General features: G+C 67.6%; 15 protein-coding genes. 7 read left to right on the forward strand and 8 right to left on the reverse strand.

From position 1 onward, the window contains the following. Window positions 1-37 precede the first annotated feature (37 nt). Window positions 38-283, forward strand: a complete 246-nt coding sequence (locus tag ACFO0A_RS03615; RefSeq protein WP_379537606.1) for a GlsB/YeaQ/YmgE family stress response membrane protein — start codon at window positions 38-40, stop codon at window positions 281-283. A 4-nt stretch (window positions 284-287) separates the two neighbouring features. Here ACFO0A_RS03615 and ACFO0A_RS03620 read toward each other — a convergent pair whose 3' ends face one another. The 3 genes from ACFO0A_RS03620 to ACFO0A_RS03630 are packed head-to-tail and all read right to left on the reverse strand — an operon-like array spanning window position 288 to window position 4,089. Then, the gene (locus ACFO0A_RS03620; RefSeq protein WP_379537607.1) at window positions 288-1,532 is read right to left on the reverse strand and encodes an APC family permease; all 1,245 of its coding nucleotides are present in this window, start codon (window positions 1,530-1,532) and stop codon (window positions 288-290) included. Next, a complete protein-coding gene (nadB, locus tag ACFO0A_RS03625) occupies window positions 1,529-3,127 on the reverse strand; it encodes an L-aspartate oxidase (RefSeq protein WP_379537608.1) in 1,599 nt (532 codons plus the stop codon). Before nadB ends, ACFO0A_RS03620 begins: the two co-directional genes overlap by 4 nt. A 2-nt stretch (window positions 3,128-3,129) precedes the next feature. Next, entirely contained in the window at window positions 3,130-4,089 is a 960-nt protein-coding gene (locus ACFO0A_RS03630; protein ID WP_379537609.1) for an ABC transporter ATP-binding protein, read from the reverse strand. A 177-nt stretch (window positions 4,090-4,266) separates the two neighbouring features. Between ACFO0A_RS03630 and ACFO0A_RS03635 the strand changes: the two genes are divergently transcribed. The 4 genes from ACFO0A_RS03635 to ACFO0A_RS03650 all read left to right on the forward strand — a co-directional run bounded on the left by ACFO0A_RS03635 (window position 4,267) and on the right by ACFO0A_RS03650 (window position 7,197). Further along, a complete protein-coding gene (locus ACFO0A_RS03635) occupies window positions 4,267-4,893 on the forward strand; it encodes a DUF4402 domain-containing protein (protein WP_379537610.1) in 627 nt (208 codons plus the stop codon). 54 nt (window positions 4,894-4,947) lie between these two features. Continuing rightward, window positions 4,948-5,193 (forward strand): zinc-finger domain-containing protein, encoded by a 246-nt coding sequence (locus ACFO0A_RS03640; protein ID WP_379537611.1) that lies wholly within the window; start codon window positions 4,948-4,950, stop codon window positions 5,191-5,193. A gap of 45 nt (window positions 5,194-5,238) precedes the next feature. Next, complete coding sequence (gene tldD / locus ACFO0A_RS03645) at window positions 5,239-6,681, forward strand: metalloprotease TldD (protein WP_379537612.1); 1,443 nt, start codon at window positions 5,239-5,241, stop codon at window positions 6,679-6,681. A 99-nt stretch (window positions 6,682-6,780) separates the two neighbouring features. Further along, the gene (locus ACFO0A_RS03650; protein ID WP_379537613.1) at window positions 6,781-7,197 is read left to right on the forward strand and encodes a hypothetical protein; all 417 of its coding nucleotides are present in this window, start codon (window positions 6,781-6,783) and stop codon (window positions 7,195-7,197) included. A gap of 93 nt (window positions 7,198-7,290) precedes the next feature. Here the strand turns inward: ACFO0A_RS03650 and ACFO0A_RS03655 are convergent, their stop codons facing one another. Both ACFO0A_RS03655 and guaA read right to left on the reverse strand, forming a co-directional pair. Next, window positions 7,291-7,746, reverse strand: a complete 456-nt coding sequence (locus ACFO0A_RS03655) for a CHRD domain-containing protein (RefSeq protein WP_379537614.1) — start codon at window positions 7,744-7,746, stop codon at window positions 7,291-7,293. 121 nt (window positions 7,747-7,867) lie between these two features. Next, window positions 7,868-9,427: a glutamine-hydrolyzing GMP synthase gene (gene guaA / locus ACFO0A_RS03660; protein ID WP_379537615.1), complete on the reverse strand. Its 1,560-nt coding sequence runs from the start codon at window positions 9,425-9,427 to the stop codon at window positions 7,868-7,870. 104 nt (window positions 9,428-9,531) lie between these two features. On the opposite strand from guaA, the gene ACFO0A_RS03665 reads away from it, so the two are divergent. Beyond that, a complete protein-coding gene (locus tag ACFO0A_RS03665) occupies window positions 9,532-10,764 on the forward strand; it encodes a TCR/Tet family MFS transporter (protein WP_379537616.1) in 1,233 nt (410 codons plus the stop codon). Here ACFO0A_RS03665 and ACFO0A_RS03670 read toward each other — a convergent pair. The 3 genes from ACFO0A_RS03670 to ACFO0A_RS03680 all read right to left on the reverse strand — a co-directional run bounded on the left by ACFO0A_RS03670 (window position 10,740) and on the right by ACFO0A_RS03680 (window position 15,653). Continuing rightward, window positions 10,740-12,377 carry a class I adenylate-forming enzyme family protein gene (locus ACFO0A_RS03670; RefSeq protein ID WP_379537617.1) on the reverse strand — a complete coding sequence of 546 codons (1,638 nt, stop codon included), beginning with the start codon at window positions 12,375-12,377 and terminating at the stop codon, window positions 10,740-10,742. The genes ACFO0A_RS03665 and ACFO0A_RS03670 overlap by 25 nt on opposite strands. Window positions 12,378-12,750: 373 nt before the next feature. Continuing rightward, the gene (locus tag ACFO0A_RS03675) at window positions 12,751-14,181 is read right to left on the reverse strand and encodes a M20/M25/M40 family metallo-hydrolase (RefSeq protein ID WP_379537618.1); all 1,431 of its coding nucleotides are present in this window, start codon (window positions 14,179-14,181) and stop codon (window positions 12,751-12,753) included. 65 nt (window positions 14,182-14,246) lie between these two features. Beyond that, window positions 14,247-15,653, reverse strand: a complete 1,407-nt coding sequence (locus ACFO0A_RS03680) for a M20/M25/M40 family metallo-hydrolase (RefSeq protein ID WP_379537619.1) — start codon at window positions 15,651-15,653, stop codon at window positions 14,247-14,249. 109 nt (window positions 15,654-15,762) lie between these two features. Here ACFO0A_RS03680 and gyrB point away from each other — a divergent pair, with 109 nt between their 5' ends. Beyond that, on the forward strand, window positions 15,763-18,285 hold the full coding sequence (gyrB, locus tag ACFO0A_RS03685; RefSeq protein ID WP_379537620.1) for a DNA topoisomerase (ATP-hydrolyzing) subunit B: 2,523 nt from the start codon (window positions 15,763-15,765) through the stop codon (window positions 18,283-18,285).

Here is an 18,285-nt window from a genome sequence, read left to right on the forward strand (position 1 = left end):
TCGGCCGGACAGTCGCCGGCGGTCAAGGGAGTTCCACATGATCAATATCATCGGCGCCATCGTTTCCGGTCTCGTCGTCGGGATCCTGGCGCGGTTCTTCTACCCGGGTGCGGTCAACATCGGCTGGATCTGGACCGTGGGCCTCGGCATCGCCGGCTCGCTTCTCGCCGGGCTCATCACCGCCCGCGGCGCCCCCGGATTTCACCGAGCCGGCTGTCTTGCCTCGATCATCGGGGCGATGGCGCTGATCCTGATCGGTCGCCTGCTCGGCTGGGGTCTCTGACCGCTCAGACGTAAAGCTCCAGCGCCAGCAGGGTCAGCGCGGCGGCAAGGGCGATCCACACCACCGGCAGCGGACATGAGAACGCACCGGCGGGCAGGGGATCGCCCCGCAGCTTGATCCGCAGCAGAGCGATGTCGATCCCCGCGAAGACCAGCAGTGTCCCGCGTGAGGCAAGGTCGGCAAGCCCGCCCAGGGGCACCGCCAGCGCAAGGACGAGGATCATCGCGACCGCGACCGCGGTGGCGACGTGCGGCGTCGCGGTGCGCGGGTCGACCCGCGCCAGCGGGCGGGGCAGATCGCCCAGCGTCGCCATGCCATAGAGCACGCGGGCGATCATGATGACGTGGACCACGATGCCGTTGAGCGTGGCGACGACGGCGATCGCGCTCATCGTAACCAGCGGCAGCCCGGTCAGGCGCTGGAACACCAGTGCCAGCGGCGCGTCGGAGGCGGCCAGTTGCGCGGGCGGCACCGCGACGACCGCGATCCACACGACGAGGACATAGAGCAGCCCGGTCACCCCCAGGGTGATGAACAGCGCGCGCGGCAGCGTGCGCGACGGTTCCTTCATCTCCTCGCCCACGTTGACGAGATGCTCGAACCCGATGAAGGCGAAGACCGCGACCAGCGCGGTGGCGCCGATCCCGCGCCAGGCGGCGAACTCGCCCGGCGTGGGGATCATTTCGCCCAGCCGCGCGAACACCGGCTCGCCGTCGACCAGCCCCGCCGCGATGATGAGGACGAGGCCGCCCACCTCGACCAGCGTCATCGCTCCGGCGATCGCGACCGAGCGCGCGGTCGCCAGTGCTGCCGCGCTGCCCATCGCCAGCACGACGCCGGCGACGATCCAGCCGCGCGGCAGGTCCACGAACATCCCGATGTAGCCCGCGCTGCCGGCGCTGATGGTGGCGGCGGAAATGGTCGCGCTGGCGATCACCAGCAGCCCCATCGCGATCGTCAGCCAGCGGCGGCCGAACGCGCGCTGGACATAGGCCGCCTCGCTCGCGCTGACCGGCATTCGTGTGCCCAGCTCGGCGAACGCGGCTGCGGTGGGGGCGAGCGCGAGCGCGGCGACGAGGAACGCCAGCGGCGCATGCATCCCGCTGCGCCCGGCGGCGATGCCGACGAGGACGTAGATGCCCGCGCCGATCGTGACCCCGATACCGTAGAGCACGGCGTGGGCAAGTGTCAGCGCGCGGACGAGCTGCGGCTGCGCTTCCTTTTGCCCTACGCCGGGCCGGGCCGTCACGGCACCAGGATCGTGTCGCGCGCGACCGGGTCGGTCTGCGGATAGTCGAGGGTGAAGTGCAGACCGCGGCTTTCATGCCGGGAAAGCGCCGAGCGCACGATGAGGTCGGCGCACTGGAGCAGATTGCGCAGCTCGATGAGGTCGGTCGTGACCCGGAAGTGGCCGTAGTAATCCTCGACCTCGCCGAACAGCAGTCGGGTGCGGTGCGCCGCGCGCTCGAGCCGCTTGGTGGTCCGCACGATGCCCACGTAGTTCCACATGAAGCGGCGGATCTCGGTCCAGTTCTGCTTGATCACCACTTCCTCGTCAGAATCGGTGACGCGGCTTTCGTCCCACGCGCGGATCGGCGGGGGCGCGGTGAACTCGTCCCAGCGAGCGAGGATGTCCGCCGCCGCCGCCTCGCCGAAGACGAAGCATTCGAGCAGGCTGTTGGATGCGAGCCGGTTCGCGCCGTGCAGCCCACTCTCGGTGCATTCCCCCGCAGCATAGAGGCCCGGCAGGTCGGTCCGCCCGGCAAGGTCGATCAGCACGCCGCCGCAGGTGTAATGCTGCGCCGGGACGACCGGGATTGGCTCCCTGGTCATGTCGATGCCCAGTTCGAGCAGCTTCTCGTGGATTGTGGGGAAGTGGTGGCGCACGAAATCGGCGGGCTTGTCGCTGATGTCGAGGTGGACGTAGTCGAGCCCGAAGCGCTTGATCTGGTCGTCGATCGCCCGCGCCACCACGTCGCGCGGGGCCAGTTCGGCGCGTTCGTCGTAATCGGGCATGAAGCGGTGGCCGGTGACCGGGTGCTTCAGGATCCCGCCCTCGCCGCGCACCGCTTCGGTGATGAGGAAGTTCTTGACCTCGAGGTTGTAGAGGCAGGTCGGGTGGAACTGCATCATCTCCATGTTGGAGACGCGCGCCCCGGCGCGCCAGGCCATCGCGATCCCATCACCCGTGGCGCCGCGCGGGGCGGTCGAGAACTGGTAGACCCGGCCCGCCCCACCGGTGGCCAGCACCGTGGCGCGGGCGGTGTGCGCGACGACCGCGCCGCTCGCCTCGTCGAGGGCATAGACCCCCCAGACCCGGCCCGACCCCGAGTAGCGTTCCTCGTGACGCCCGGTCACGAAGTCGATGCAGGTCTGGCCCGGCAGCAAGGTGATGTTGGGATTGGCATTCGCCGCCTTGAGCAGCGCTTCCTGTACCGCCCAGCCGGTGGCATCGTTGACGTGGACGATGCGGCGCTGCGAATGGCCGCCCTCGCGGGTGAGGTGGAGCGCGCCCGCCTCGGTGTTGAACGGCACGCCCAGCTCGACCAGCCGGTCGATCGCGTGAGGGGCGCGCTCGATCACGTATTCGACCGTCTCCAGCCGGTTGAGCCCGGCACCGGCGACCATCGTGTCGTGGATATGCTCCTCGAAGGTGTCGCCGGCATCGAGCACGGCGGCGATCCCGCCTTGCGCCCATGCGGTCGAGCCGCCGGTCAGCGTGCCCTTGGCCAGGACGAGGACGCGGCACTTCTCGGCCAGCGCCAGCGCCGCGGTCAGCCCCGCCGCGCCCGAGCCGATGATGAGAACGTCATGCGCGGCGGCGGGCGGCGGGGCAGGGGCCACGGTCAGGCCGCCTCGGCCGGTGCGCTGGTGAGGTGGAGGAACACGTCCTCGAGGTCCGCCTCGCGCGTCGAGACGTCCTGGATCGCATAGCCCTGCGCCTGGAGCACGGCGAGCACCTCGCCCGCGTTCATGCGGTCCTTGTCGTAAGTGATCTCGACCGTCCGGTCGGCGGTAAGCTCGCTCTTGGCGAAGGCGGGATGCGACGGCGCCTCGGTGATGTCGCGGTCGAGGGTGAGGACGACGATCTTCTCCCGCGCCATCTCGACCAGCTCGCGGGTCGGCTTGTTGGCGATCAGGCGGCCGTGGTTGATGATCGCTATGCGATCGCAAAGCTGCTCGGCTTCCTCGAGGTAGTGGGTGGTCAGGACCACCGTCACGCCTTCGCTGTTCAGCTCCTCGACCAGTTTCCACAACTGCTGGCGCAGCTCGACGTCGACCCCGGCGGTCGGCTCGTCGAGCACCAAGACCGGCGGCGAATGGACCATCGCCTTGGCGATCAACAGCCGCCGCTTCATCCCCCCCGAAAGGGTGCGGGCATAGGCGTCGGCCTTGTCCGCCAGGTGGACTTCGGAAAGCAGTTCGAGGCTGCGCCGAGCGGCCTTGGGCACGCCGTAGAGACCGCCCTGAATTTCCAGCACCTCGAACGGGGTGAAGAACGGGTCGAACACGATCTCCTGCGGGACGATGCCGATCGACGCCTTGGCGTTGCGGCGGTCCTTGTCGATGTCGAAGCCCCAGATCTCGGCGGTGCCCGAGGTCTTGTTGACCAGCCCGGCGAGGATGTTGATCAGGGTCGACTTGCCCGCGCCGTTGGGACCGAGCAGGCCGAAGATCCCGCCCTGCGGCACGTCGAACGATACGTCGTTGAGCGCCAGCTTGCCTTCGCCCGGCCCGTTCTTGCCCCCGGCCGGGGCATAGCGCTTGACGAGGTTGCGGATCGCGATCGCGGGAGGCTGGTCCATGGGCGCAGCCCTGCCCGATGCGGGGCGCGGGGTAAAGCCTTGGGCGCGCGTTCGCGCTCGCCGCCGGGCGAAGCCGGGCAAGGTGCGGTTTCGCGGCAGGGTAAAACGCTTGCGTTAAGCCAAATTAACCATGGTCTGCGACGGGGTCTTCATGCCCGCAAGCTATTGCGGCAGGCGATGTTCTCGTGGTTTCACCCCGGCACCCGCCTTGCGGGACGGTTTACGCAGGCGGCTTTTGCCGTCGCCGCGGTGCTGTGCATGGGGTTCGGCGCGACCGCCGCGCAGGCCCAGACGCGCACCGTCGCAAAGGCCAACGGCAACGCCAAGGCGGTCGTCGTGGCGCCATTGACGCTGCTCAAGACCCAGGACATGGACTTCGGCAAGATCGCCCCGCGCCCCACCGCCGGGACGGTGACGATCGACCCGGCGACCCAGACCTGCGCGGTGACCGGCCCGATCCTGCGCTTCGGCACTTGCGCCGCGGCCCAGTTCGTCGGGCAGGGCAGCAAGAACCTGGGCGCGCGCGTATCGATCGCCAGTGCGACCAACCTCACCGGCCCGGGCACGACAATGGTGCTCGACAACATAGTGCTGGGCGGCAACTCCAGCATCGTGTTCATCGGCAACACGAACGCGCAGGGCAGCGGCGTCGGGCTTTCGGCGGGCGGCGGCAACCAGCGCTATTCGATCGTGTCGAGCAGCGGGATCTTCACGCTCAGCATCGGGGCCACGCTCCACGTCAACGCCAACCAGGCGCCGGGCGTCTATCACGGCTCGATCACCGTCAGCGTGCAATACCTTTAAGGCCGGCGCGGCTTGGGCTGGCCAGGCCCGCTCCGCCTTGCTAATTGCCGGGCCATGATCGATCCGCCCGAAATCACCATGGTCGACAGCGCTCGCGTGCGTTGCGACGGCGCCAGCCAGATCCGCGGCCAGCGCGCCGCCGCGCTCGGCCATCCCCGCGTCTGGCTCGAGATCGACGAGAAGGGATTCGTCGACTGCGGCTATTGCGACCGCCGTTTCGTGCTGAAGGGCGGCCCCGCCGCCGCCGGCATCCACGAGGTCGGCCCCGGCGACCTGATGCCCGAGACGGTCGCGGGCTGAACCGCCGCTGCTGGTAAACGCCCGCCCGCGCGCTATATCGGCGGGATGACCGCAACCGACACCCGCGCGCTGCTCTACAAGGCCGGCGCGCTCACCCCGGACGAAGCCCAGGCCCTGACCCGCGACGCGCTCGCGGCTTGCGACGACGGCGAACTGTTCCTCCAGTTCATCGCCTCCGAAAGCTTCGGGTTCGACGACGGGCGGCTCAAGACCGCCGACTACAGCCGCGACGCGGGCTTCGGCCTGCGCGGCGTGTCGGGCGAAATGACCGGTTTCGCCCATGCCAACGACATTTCCGCCGGCGCGATCCGCCGCGCGGGCGAGACGCTGGCCCTGCTTGATCCCGCCAAGGGCAAGGCAGCGCCGCCGCCACCCAACACCAACCGCCATCTCTATACCGATGCCAGTCCGCTCGACGCGCTGGGCTTTGCCGAAAAGGTCCGCCTGCTCGAGACGATCGATGCCGCGGCGCGCGCCCGCGATCCGCGCGTCGCGCAAGTCTCGGCCTCTCTTTCGGGCAGCTGGTCGGTGGTCGAGATCGTTCGCGCCGACGGGTTCGTCGCGCACGATGTCCGCCCGCTCGTCAGGCTCAACGTGTCGATCGTGGCCGAAGCCACCGGCCGCCGCGAGACCGGCAGCTTCGGCATCGGCGGGCGCTGGCTCTACGACCGGCTGTTCGATCCCGCCAACTGGAACCGCGCGATCGACATGGCGCTGGAACAGGCCCTCACCAACCTCGAAAGCGTGGCCGCCCCGGCAGGCGAATGCACCGTCCTGCTTGGCCCCGGCTGGCCCGGCGTGCTGCTCCACGAAGCGGTCGGGCACGGTCTCGAAGGCGATTTCAACCGCAAGGGCACCAGCGCCTTTTCCGGCCGGATCGGCGAGCGCGTGGGCGCACCCGGCGTGACCGTGATCGACGACGGCTCGCTCGGCGCGCCCGACGGCGACGGCGGACGCCGCGGCTCGCTGTCGATCGACGACGAGGGCACGCCCACGCAGGAAAACATCCTGATCGAGGACGGCATCCTCAAGGGCTATATCCAGGACCGGCTCAACGCCCGGCTGATGGGCGTCGCGCCCACCGGCAACGGCCGCCGCGAATCCTATGCCCACGCGCCGATGCCGCGGATGACGAACACCTTCATGCGCGGCGGCAACGACGACCCGGCCGAACTGCTCAGCCGGGTCAAGAACGGGATCTTCGCCAAGAGCTTCGGCGGCGGGCAGGTCGATATCGTTTCGGGCAAGTTCGTGTTCGGCTGCACCGAGGCCTACAAGGTCGAGAACGGCAAGCTGGGCGCGCCGATCAAGGGCGCGACGCTGATCGGCGACGGGCCGAGCGTGCTGACCCGGGTGATCGGAATCGGCAACGACATGGAACTGGACGAAGGCATCGGCATCTGCGGCAAGGGCGGCCAGTCGGTTCCCGCCGGGGTCGGCCAGCCGACGCTGCTGGTCAGCGGGCTGACGGTGGGCGGAACCGCCTGAAACCAAGGCTGGCAGGATGTTTGCCGGATGATATGGTCAGGCCCGGTTAAGCGGCGATATGCGACGCTTGAAACTCTTCCGTCTGCGAGGACTCACGTCATGGGTATGAAAACGATTTCGACGGTCGCCGCCCTGGCGGTTGCGGCATTCGCCCTGTCGGCAACCGGTCCGGCCATCGCGCGGACGAAGCAGTCTCCCGAAGCCAAGCTGGCCAAGATTCTCAATGGCCGTGTCGCCGGAAAGCCGGTGCACTGCATCTTCCTGCCCTCGGTTCGCAACACCAAGGTGATCGACCATACGGCGATCGTCTATGACGCGGGCAGCGTCATCTACGTCAACCGGCCCGACAGCGGCGCCAAATCGCTGGACGACGACGATGTGATGGTCACCGACCTGCACAGCTCGTCGCTCTGCAACATCGACGTGGTAAAGCTGCACGACCGCAGCTCCGGCTTCTATAACGGCTTCGTCGGGCTGGGCGATTTCGTACCGTACCGGCGGCTCGCCTCTAACTGAGGCGGCGCCGGGGCTGGTCGGCCAGGCGTTTTAGCCGAGATACGCGAACGGGCGGCACCATAGGTACCGCCCGCCCGCACGGATTGCCGCCGATCAGTCGTGAAGCTGCCCGCGGATCGCGCCGTTCGGATACGACGCGGTGTGCAGGTTGATGTAGAACCCGCCGGGGTTGCTCTCCAGGCTGTCCTGGGTCCACTCACTGCGGTTGAAGCAGCCCTTGTAGCCGCCTTCGTTGGCGGGCTTGAGCGTTATCACGACAGGGCCGTTCACGCCCGGGGCGCCGCGATGGATGTGCGCGCCCGTGATCGGCTCGATGTTGCGGACGTTGTTCACGTCGTAGCAGATCTGGTCGAGCCTGTCGGCTACGCTGACTTCGGCGGTAGCATAACCATCGGGATCGCCGCCGCCGGGCTCGTTCGCCCCGGTCAGAGTGGCGTGATAGGTTTTTGCGGTCTTTTCGACCACCGCTTCCTCGACTGTGGCGCAGCCCGCGAGGGCGATCGCCGAAGCGAGGAATCCGGTCGCAAGAATAGTTTTTGCCCTGTTCATGTATGCTCTCCTTCGCGCCCGCGAAGGCGGGCATGACGGGACAAGAACGTTGTTCAGGACCTGCTAGTTCCGGAGCGACGGAGTCGGAGCGGAGTTCCGCCGATTTCGGGTGACCCCTCGCCTATTCCCACTCGATCGTGCCAGGGGGCTTGCTGGTGTAGTCGTAGACCACCCGGTTGATGCCCTTGACCTCGTTTATGATCCGCGTCGCCACGCGGCTGAGGAAGGCGGCGTCGAACGGATAGATATCGGCGGTCATCCCGTCGGTGCTGGTCACCGCGCGCAGCGCGCAGACCTGGTCATAAGTCCGTCCGTCGCCCATCACGCCCACCGTGCGCACCGGCAGCAGCACCGCAAAGGCCTGCCAGATCGCGTCATAGAGCCCGGCGTTGCGGATTTCCTCAAGATAGATCGCGTCGGCCTTGCGCAGGATGTCGCAGGCCTCGCGCGTCACTTCGCCGGGGATGCGGATGGCGAGTCCGGGGCCGGGGAAGGGGTGGCGGCCGACGAACGTGTCGGGCAGGCCCAGTTCGCGCCCCAGTTCGCGCACTTCGTCCTTGAAGAGTTCGCGCAAGGGTTCGACCAGCTGCATGTCCATGCGTTCGGGCAGGCCGCCTACGTTGTGATGGCTCTTGATCGTGACCGATGGGCCGCCGGTGAAGCTGACGCTCTCGATCACGTCGGGATAGAGCGTGCCCTGGGCAAGGAATTCGGCCCCGCCGATCTGCCGGGCCTCGGCCTCGAACACGTCGATAAACGTCTTGCCGATGAACTTGCGCTTGGCCTCTGGGTCGGTGACCCCGGCCAGCCCGCCGAGGAACAGCGTGCTCACGTCCTTGTGGATCAGCGGGATGTTGTAGTGCCCGCGGAACAGCGAGACGACCTGCTCCGCCTCGCCCAGCCGCATCAGGCCGTGGTCCACGAACACGCAAGTCAGCTGCTCGCCGATCGCCTCGTGGATGAGCACCGCGGCGACCGCCGAATCGACGCCGCCCGACAGTCCGCAGATCACCCGGCTCTTGCCCACCTGGGCGCGAATCTCGTCGATCTTGGTCTTGCGGAACTCGGCCATCGTCCAGTCGCCGGCAAGGCCGCAGACGTGGCGCACGAAGTTCTTGAGCAGGCGCGCCCCGTCGGGGGTGTGGACCACCTCGGGGTGGAACTGCATCGCGTAGATCCGCCGCGCCTCGTCGGCGATCACCGCGTAGGGCGCGCCGGGGCTGGCGGCGACGGGAACGAAGCCGGGGGCAAGGCGGGTCACCTTGTCGCCGTGGCTCATCCACACCTGGTGAGTCTCGCCTTCGGCCCAGAGGCCGTCGAACAGCGTGCAGCGCTGCGCGATCTCGATGTAGGCGCGGCCGAATTCGCCCGCGTCGCCAGCGCTCACCTCGCCGCCGAGCTGGTGCATCAGCGCCTGCTGGCCGTAGCAGATGCCAAGGATCGGCAAGCCGCTGGCAAGAATCTCGTCCGCGATGCGCGGTCCTTCGGCATCGAGGACCGAGGCGGGAGAGCCGGAAAGGATGATCCCCTTGGGCTGCATCCGGGCAAAGGCTTCGGCGGCGGTGCCGAAGGGCGCGATCTCGGAATACACCCCGGCCTCGCGCACGCGGCGGGCGATGAGCTGGGTTACCTGGCTGCCGAAGTCGACGATCAGGATCGAGTCAGATGGCTGAACAGTCATGGCCAGCCGTTAGGCAGTCGCCGCGCCCAAGTCCAGCCGGGCAAATTGCCCCCGCCTGTCCGAGGCGCTAGACCCGGCGGCAACGCCGCTAAGGAACCGAAGACATGCCGCAACGGGCCTCGATAAGCTTCGTCTTCGCCGTGGTGCTTATCGACATGCTGGGTTTCGGGATCGTCATCCCGGTCCTGCCGCAGCGGATCATGGACCTGGGTCACATGCCGGTCGACAGCGCGGCGGTCTATGCCGGGTGGCTTGGCGCGGGATACGCCGCGATGCAGTTCGTCTTCGCTCCGATCGTCGGCAACCTTTCCGACCGGTTCGGCCGTCGTCCCGTGCTGCTGGCTTCGCTGCTCGGGTTCGGGATCGACTACGCGATGATGGGCTTCGCGCCCACGCTAGCCTGGTTGATCGCGGGCCGGGTCATCGCCGGGGCGACGGGGGCAAGCTATTCCGCAGCATATGCCTACCTTGCCGACATCACTCCGCCCGAAAAGCGTGCCGCCAGCTTCGGGCTGATGGGCATGGCCTTCGGTTTCGGCTTCATCGTCGGGCCAGCCATCGGCGGGCTGCTCGGCACGATCGGCCCGCGCGTGCCGTTCTATGCCGCGGCGGGCCTCGCGTTCACCAATTTCCTCGTCGGCCTGGTCGTCCTGCGCGAAAGCCTGGCGCCCGAGCATCGCCGCCCGTTCGATCCGGCGCGCGCCAACGCCTTTGCCGCGCTCAAGGCGCTAAAAGGACAAAGCGCGACGGTGCTGTGGCTGATCGCCGCGCTCGGCGTGTGGCAACTCGCGCATATCGTCTATCCCTCGATCTGGTCGTATTTCGCGATCGAGGCTTATGGCTTCGACCAGCGCCAGATCGGGCTCGCGCTGGCGGTCGTCGGAATTTCCAGCGCGCTCGTCCAGGGACTGGGCCTGCGCTGGGTCGCGCCGCACCTGGGGGAACGGGTCGCGGTGATGTTGGGAGTGGTGGCGTTTGCCGCCTCGGCGGTGCTCTACGCGGTCGCCGCCAGCATTCCGATGATCTATTTCGCGATCGTGGTCGGCGGCCTGCAGGGCTTCATCCAGCCCTCCATCGCCGCGCTCAACAGCCGCGCGGTCGATGCCGCGAGCCAAGGCGAATTGCAGGGCGCGACCCAAAGCATCGGCAGCATCGCCGCGATCGTCGGCCCGCCGCTCTATGCCGGGGTGTTCGCGCGCTTCAGCGGGCCGCGGGCAGCGCCGCACTTTCCGGCGATGCCGCTGATCGTCGCCGCAGGGTTCGCGCTACTGGCGCTCGCGCTGTTCCTGTGGGGCGCGCGCAAGCTCCCGCGTCAGGCCGAGGCGCGGGCCTTCTGATCGAGCCGCGCCGCTAGTTCGCGCAGCTCGGTCTTGAGCAGCTTGCCGATGTGGCTGCGCGGCATCTCGTCGATCGCATGGAGCGCGGACACGCGCTGGGTCTTGCCCAGCGTCGCGTTGGCCTTGGCGCGGATGTCCTCCAGCGCATCCTCGCCCACGCCCTGCGCAAGGGTGACGAAGCCGACGGGGGTTTCGCCCCATTGTTCCGAGGGGATTCCGACCACGCCCGCCTCGACCACGCGGGAATCGGCGGCGAGCGCATCCTCGAGATCGATCGGGAAGATGTTGAACCCGCCCGAGATGATCACGTCCTTTGTCCGCCCGACCAGTTCGACGAAGCCGTCGGCATCGACCCGGCCGATGTCGCCCATCCGCTGCCACACCGATGCGTCGACGGGATCGATCCAGTAGCCTTCGCGGGTCTTTTCGGGCTGGTTCTTGTAGCCCAGCATCATCGCCGGCGAACGACCGATCAGTTCGCCCGCCTCGCCCGGGGCCAGCTCGTTGCCGTCCTCACCGATCACCCGCAGGAAATGGCCCGGCACCGGCTTGCCGACCGTGTGCAGCTTGTCAGGGTTCTCGTGCGCGACGAGCATGCAGGTGACCCCGCCCTCGGTCATGCCGTAGATCTCGTTCAGCCCGCCGGGCATCCGCCGCAGGACCTCGGCCTTGAGATCGGCGGGGAAGGGCGCGCTGGTGCAGTACTTCATCTTCAGCGCCGACAGGTCGAAGCTGTCGAACGCGGGCTCGTTCATCAGGCGGCGGTACTGCACCGGCACCAGCATGGTGTGGCTGATACGTTCGGCCTGCGCGCGTTCCAGCCAGCGCTGGACATCGAATTTGCCCATGATCGAGACTACCCCGCCAGCGAACAGCGTCGGCAGGAACACGACCATCGTGGTGTTGGAATAAAGCGGGGTCGATGTCAGCGTCCGCGCCTCGGGCCCATAGGCGAGCGCGGCGCGATAGGCCATCTGGCGCCAGCGCATGATGTGGCTGTGGACGATCCCCTTTGGGGTGCCGGTGGTTCCGCTCGAATAGATGATATTGAACGGATCGTCGGGCCGGGGAAAGAACGGCGCCGCTACGGTGCCTTCGGGCGCCATCCACTGGTCGAGCGAGGGCGCGTCGCCTTCGGGCGCATCGAGCATCACGCGCTTGAGCGCGGGCATCGGGTGCTCGGCGGCGAACGGGGCAAGCTCGGCCGTCTTGGCGCGGTCGATGAACAGGTGGATGGCGCCCGAATCGGCAGCCATCGCGGCAAGCTGCGCGGGACTGGCGCTGGTGGTCAGCGGCGCGGCGACGCCGCCCGCGCGGATCGCGGCAAGAAAGACCAGGGCGTAGTTGATCGTCGACGTCCCCAGGATCGCCACCGACTGGCCGTGGGCAAGCCCGTCGGCCTGCAATTGAGCGGCGATCCGCTCGATCCTGGCGGCGGTCTCGCGCCAGTTCAGTTCGCCCCGCTCGTCGCGCAGCGCCGGTTCGTCGCCGCGGATCCGGCCCCAGGCCTGGATCTGCGCGGGGAGCGATCCGAAGTCCTGCTCCAGCGCGGCGAAGGGATCATACGCGGGATCGAGGCCCGATGTGGCGGCGGGGGCGGTGTCCTGGCTCATGGCCGCAAGCGATAGGAACGCGCCTTGCGTCTGTCCAGCGGGCCCCTTCCGCAAGTTGTGTTGCGCAAAATGCAACTCCCGGTGCGCTAATAGCATTAAGCATGTGACGATTTTCACTTATTTTAATCACGCGCAACATTATTACAGAGCCAGCGAGATGGTGCGGCGCCGATCCGGCCCCCGCCAGCCTCGTCTTCAACAGGAGGAAGCATCATGCGGACCACGGTCCTTCAGATCGCCCTGCTCGTCGCCGCGTTCGGCGCCAGCACCGGGATGTTCGCCGCCACGCTCGTCTGAGCCGGTGGGAACCAGAGAAAAAGGCCGGTAGCGCTTTCGCGCCGCCGGCCTTTCGCTTGTCTGCAGGGCAGGACGCCTAGTTCGCCAGCGTCTTGACCAGGTCGAAAAGGTAGTCGCGCGCGGTGTAGAGCGCGCCGGCCTCGACCCTCTCGTTCAGACCATGGGTGCCGTTCCCGTCGGGATTGGCCCAAACGCTGGGCACGCCATAGACGGGAATGCCCACCGCCTCCAGGTAGATGCCGTCAGTCGCGCCGGTCGACATCGTCGGCAGCACCGGCACGCCCGGAAAGTACTTTGCCGCCAGCTTTTCGGCCGGGCCGACGATCTTCGGATCGAGCGGCGGCTGGACCGCAACGGGCTTGTCCTTGACCCTCTCCTCGATGGAGATCGCGGGATTGCCGATCGCGGCGGCCAGCGCGGCCTTCGTTTCGGCGGAGGTGCGGTCCGGGAACATCCGGCAGTTGACGTTGGCGGTGGCCCGCTGCGGCAACGCGTTGAGCGCGTGGCCGGCATCCACCAGCGTCGCCACGCAGGTGGTCCGCAGCATCGAGTGAAGGCTCTTGTCGCGGTTGACGATCGCCTCGGCCGCGCTGTCGGCGGGGTTCTTCGCCAGCGCGATCATCGCCTTGCCCAGCTCGTCGCCGCGCGCCGCGCCGGACTTCGTGAAGAATGCCCGGGTCACGTCGTTGAACTGGAGCGGGAACTCGTAGGCGCCGACCTTCAGCAGCGCCCGCGAGAGGTCGTAGATGGCGTTGTCCGGCGGCGGCGCCGAGCTGTGGCCGCCGGGATTCGTCGCGGTCAGGGTGAAGTCCTGATAGGCCTTCTCCCCGATCTGCATCGTCTGGACGACCAGCTTGCCGCCTTCGACCACGCCCTTGCCGTCGGTCCGTCCGCCGCCGCCCTCGTTGAGGGCAAAGGCCGCGTCGATCCAGTCCTTGTGGTTGGCGGCCAGCCATTCGGCGCCGTTGAACGCGCCGCTGGTCTCTTCGCCGCAGGTCAGCGCCAGCTTGATCGTGCGCTTAGGCTTGTAGCCCGCCTTGGCGAAGCGGACGAAAGTGTCGGTCCAGATCGCCGCCTGCGCCTTGTCGTCGACCGTGCCGCGACCGTAAAAGTAGCCGTTCTCCTCGACCAGGGTGAACGGATCGCGGACCCAGTCCTCGCGCTTGGCCTCGACCACGTCGATGTGGGCGAGCAGGAGCATCGGCTTCAACCCCTTGGCGGTGCCGGGATAGACTGCGACGAGGCCGCCATCCTTGGGATGCGCGGGGTCGGCGAACAGCGTGATCTGGCTGGCGGGAATGCCTGCGGCCTTCATCCGCGCCGCCATCCGCTCGGCTGCAAGCGTGCAGCTTCCCGCCGACAGGGTGGTGTTCGTTTCCACCAGCTCCTTGTAAAGCCCGCGAAACTCGGCCTGGTCGGGGCGCAGCGTGCCCGCCGGGGCACCCTGGGCCAGGGCCGAGCCTGCCAGCAGCGCGGCCAGCACCGCGCCCGAAATCGTCGTCTTCATGTAACCGATGCTCCCCGTGAGAAACAGGGGCCGTTGAGCCGGCCCCCTGCGTTATCCTTCTTCAATCAGCCCGCGTAGGCTTTCACAAGATCGAACAGGTAGTCGCGCCCGACATAGAGCGAGCGCGCCTCGATCCGTTCGTTGAGGCCGTGGACCCCGTTGCCGTCGGGATTGCCCCACGCGCCCGGTACTCCATAGGTCGGAATCCCGACCGCGCCGAGAAAGGTGGCGTCGGTATACCCGTTCGCCATGACCGGCACGACCGGCACGCCGGGAAAATACTTCGCCGCCACCGCCTTCATCGGTCCGATGATCCTGGGATCGAGCGCCGGCGGGGGCGGCGACGGGCGCAGCGGGGGCAGCGTGGTCACGCTCACGCCCTCGTCGCCGATGACCTTCACCAGCTCGGCCCGGATCGCGTCGACGCTGTGTCCGGGAAAGATCCGGCAGTTGACGTAGGCGCCCGCGCGCTGGGCCAGCGCATTGCGGGCATGACCGCCGTCGAGCATCGTCGCGACGCAGGTCGTGCGCAGGTTGGAATGGAGGAAAGCTTCCTTGTCGACCACCGCCAGCGCCGCCGCATCGGCGGGATTGGCTGCCAGCGCGACCATCGCCGCTCCGGTCGCGTCCTTGCGTCCCGCGCCGCTCTCGCGGAAGAACGTGCGCGTGGTGTCGGTGAATTCCACGGGGAACTCGTAAGCTTCGAGTTTGGCCAGGGCGTGGACCAGCTCGTAGATCGCGTTGTCCGGGCGCGGCGCGGAACTGTGGCCGCCGGGATTGCGGGTTTCGAGCCGGTAGGTGGCAAAGGTCTTCTCGCCCACCTGGATCGATTGGCTCAGCACCTTGCCCTTGCCGTCGCTCGACCCGCCGCCACCTTCGTTCAGCGCGAACGCGGCGTCGATCAGGTCGCGGCGGTTGGCAGCCAGCCATTGCGCGCCGTTGAACGCGCCGTTGGTCTCCTCGCCGCAGGTCAGCGCCAGCTTGACCGTGCGCCGGGGCTTGTAGCCCGCCTGCTTGAAGCGGATCAGAGTATCGACCCAGGTCGCGGCCATCGCCTTGTCGTCCTCGGCGCCGCGGGCATAGAAATAGCCGTTCTCCTCGACCAGGGTGAACGGATCGCGGACCCAGTCCTCGCGCTTGGCCTCCACCACGTCGATGTGCGCGACGAGGAGGATCGGCTTCAGCGTCTTCGAACTGCCGGGATAGACCGCGACGAGGCCGCCTTCCTTGGGATTGTCGGGCCCGGCGTAGAGCGTGAGCTGGCTGTCGGCGAAACCCGCCGCCTTCATCCGCGCCGCCATCCGCTCGGCCGCGAGCGTGCAGCTTCCGGATGACAGGGTGGTGTTGGTCTCGACCAGTTCCTTGTAAAGATCGCGGAAACCGGCCTGATCGGGCCGCAGCGGCTGGTCCGCAGCCTGCGCCGGAAGGGCCGCCGCCAGCAGCGCCGCGATTATTGCCCGTCGTACGATCATGTGTGCCCCGACCCCCTGCCTCAGGGCCGCGAATTGAGCAGGAAATGCCTGTGGATGGAAGGGGTCGCAAACGCTTCCGAAATGGTGCCGCAATGCCTATATGCTGGGCATGACAAGCGAGCCCGATACTCCCCGCGACAACTCCCCCAACGCCAACACCTACGATGCCGAATCGATCAAGGTCCTCAAGGGCCTCGATGCCGTGCGCAAGCGGCCCGGCATGTACATCGGCGATACCGACGACGGTTCGGGCCTCCACCACATGGTGTTCGAGGTGTCGGACAACGCGATCGACGAGGCGCTGGCCGGGCATTGCGACCTCGTGCTGATCGAACTCAACCCCGACGGATCGGTCTCGGTCGAAGACAACGGGCGCGGGATTCCGACCGGCATCCACGCCGAGGAAGGCGTGTCGGCGGCCGAGGTCATCATGACCCAGCTTCACGCCGGGGGTAAGTTCGAGAACACCAGCGACGACAACGCCTACAAGGTTTCGGGCGGACTGCACGGCGTGGGCGTCTCGGTGGTGAACGCGCTGTCCGAATGGCTGGAGCTGACGATCTGGCGCGACGGGCAGGAGCACTGGATGCGCTTCGAGCACGGCGACGCGGTCAGCCCACTTAAGGTCGTCGGCCCCGCTCCCGGGCGCAAGGGCACGCGGGTGACCTTCGCGGCGTCGAGCGACACCTTCAAGAACGTCCTCGAATTCGATTTCGACAAGCTCGAGCACCGCTACCGCGAGCTGGCGTTCCTCAACTCGGGCGTGCGCATTCTCCTGCGCGACCGTCGCCACGCCGAGATCGTCGAGCATGACCTCTACTACGAAGGCGGGATCGCCGCGTTCGTGGCGTTCCTCGACCGCAACAAGACACCGCTGCTGCCCGAACCGATCGCGATCAGTTCCGAACGCGACGGGATCGGGATCGACGTCGCTCTCGAATGGAACGACAGCTATTACGAAAACGTCCTGACCTTCACCAACAACATCCCGCAGCGCGACGGCGGCACGCACCTCGCCGCCTTCCGCGCCGCGCTGACCCGCACGATCAACGGCTATGCCGAGAAGTCCGGCCTCCTGAAGAAGGAAAAGGTCAGCCTCACCGGCGACGACATGCGCGAAGGCCTGACCGCGATCGTTTCGGTCAAGCTGCCCGATCCCAAGTTCTCGTCGCAGACGAAGGACAAGCTGGTCAGCTCCGAGGTGCGCCAGCCGCTGGAAAGCCTGATGGCCGACCGGATGAGCGAGTGGCTCGAGGAAAATCCCGCCTATGCCAAGGCGGTCATAGGCAAGATCATCGATGCCGCCGCCGCGCGCGAGGCTGCGCGCAAGGCCCGCGAGCTGACCCGACGCAAGGGCGCGATGGATATCGCCTCGCTGCCCGGCAAGCTGGCCGATTGCCAGGAGCGCGATCCCGCCAAGTCCGAGCTGTTCCTGGTCGAGGGCGATTCGGCCGGCGGTTCGGCCAAGCAGGGCCGCGACCGCCACTACCAGGCGATCCTGCCGCTCAAGGGCAAGATCCTCAACGTGGAACGCGCCCGGTTCGACCGGATCATCAGTTCCAAGGAAGTGGGCACGCTGATCCAGGCGATGGGCACCGGCATCCGCGATGAATTCAACATCGCGAAGCTGCGCTACCACAAGGTCGTGATTATGACCGACGCCGACGTCGACGGCGCGCATATCCGCACCCTGCTGCTGACCTTCTTCCATCGCCAGATGCCCGAGATCATCCGCGGCGGGCACCTCTACATCGCCCAGCCGCCGCTCTATAAGGTCGCCAAGGGCCGCAGCGAAGTTTACCTGAAGGACAACGACGCGCTCGACCGCTACCTGGTCGAGGCGGGCCTTGCCGGGCGCGTGCTGGAAACCGCGGGCGGGGCGCGCAGCGGCAACGAGCTCGCCGCGCTGGTCGAACACGCGCGGCGTATGCGCAGCCTGATGGCCTTCGTTCCGCGGCGCTATGACATGACGATCATCGAGGCTCTGGCCCTGGCGGGCGCGCTGGCCCCCGGCCTCGACGGCGCGGCCCGCGATGCGGCGCTCCAGGCGACCACGCGCTGGCTGGAGCGCGGCGACACCGAGGCGAAGTGGACCGCCCAGCTTTCCGAAGAAGGCGGATATCTCGTCCAGCGGTTGTGGCGCGGGGTTACCGACCACCACATCATCGACGCCGGCTTCCTCGCCAGTGCCGAGGCCCTAAAGCTCGCGCGTGTGGCGGGCGAAGAGGCCGCGGTCTATGGCGCCCCGGCCCGGCTGGTGAAGGCCGGGACCGAGACGATAGAGCCGGTCGAGGAGCCTGCGAGCGACGGCGACGCCGAGGATGCACCCGCGTCCCGCGGTTCGGCCAAGGGCGACCTCGTCATCACCCGTCCCGCCGAACTGCTCGATGCGGTGCTTGCGGGCGGACGCAAGGGACTGTCGATCTCGCGCTACAAGGGATTGGGCGAAATGAACGCCGAGCAGCTGTGGGAAACCACGCTCAACCCCGACATGCGGATTCTGCTGCAGGTGAAGGTCGAGGACGCCGACGTGACCGACGAAATCTTCACCCGCCTGATGGGCGACATCGTCGAGCCGCGCCGCGAATTCATCCAGGACAACGCACTCAACGTCGCCAACCTCGACGTCTGA

It is taken from the genome of Novosphingobium tardum, assembly GCF_042652045.1.
Lineage (GTDB): Bacteria > Pseudomonadota > Alphaproteobacteria > Sphingomonadales > Sphingomonadaceae > Novosphingobium > Novosphingobium tardum.

Coding starts and splice junctions, on each gene's coding strand:
- ACFO0A_RS03615 (WP_379537606.1), top strand. CDS start 38: ATGATCAATATCATCGGCGCCATCGTTTCCGGTCTCGTCGTCGGGATC.
- ACFO0A_RS03630 (WP_379537609.1), bottom strand. CDS start 4,089: ATGGACCAGCCTCCCGCGATCGCGATCCGCAACCTCGTCAAGCGCTAT.
- ACFO0A_RS03635 (WP_379537610.1), top strand. CDS start 4,267: ATGTTCTCGTGGTTTCACCCCGGCACCCGCCTTGCGGGACGGTTTACG.
- ACFO0A_RS03640 (WP_379537611.1), top strand. CDS start 4,948: ATGATCGATCCGCCCGAAATCACCATGGTCGACAGCGCTCGCGTGCGT.
- tldD (WP_379537612.1), top strand. CDS start 5,239: ATGACCGCAACCGACACCCGCGCGCTGCTCTACAAGGCCGGCGCGCTC.
- ACFO0A_RS03650 (WP_379537613.1), top strand. CDS start 6,781: ATGGGTATGAAAACGATTTCGACGGTCGCCGCCCTGGCGGTTGCGGCA.
- ACFO0A_RS03655 (WP_379537614.1), bottom strand. CDS start 7,746: ATGAACAGGGCAAAAACTATTCTTGCGACCGGATTCCTCGCTTCGGCG.
- guaA (WP_379537615.1), bottom strand. CDS start 9,427: ATGACTGTTCAGCCATCTGACTCGATCCTGATCGTCGACTTCGGCAGC.
- ACFO0A_RS03665 (WP_379537616.1), top strand. CDS start 9,532: ATGCCGCAACGGGCCTCGATAAGCTTCGTCTTCGCCGTGGTGCTTATC.
- ACFO0A_RS03670 (WP_379537617.1), bottom strand. CDS start 12,377: ATGAGCCAGGACACCGCCCCCGCCGCCACATCGGGCCTCGATCCCGCG.
- ACFO0A_RS03675 (WP_379537618.1), bottom strand. CDS start 14,181: ATGAAGACGACGATTTCGGGCGCGGTGCTGGCCGCGCTGCTGGCAGGC.
- ACFO0A_RS03680 (WP_379537619.1), bottom strand. CDS start 15,653: ATGATCGTACGACGGGCAATAATCGCGGCGCTGCTGGCGGCGGCCCTT.
- gyrB (WP_379537620.1), top strand. CDS start 15,763: ATGACAAGCGAGCCCGATACTCCCCGCGACAACTCCCCCAACGCCAAC.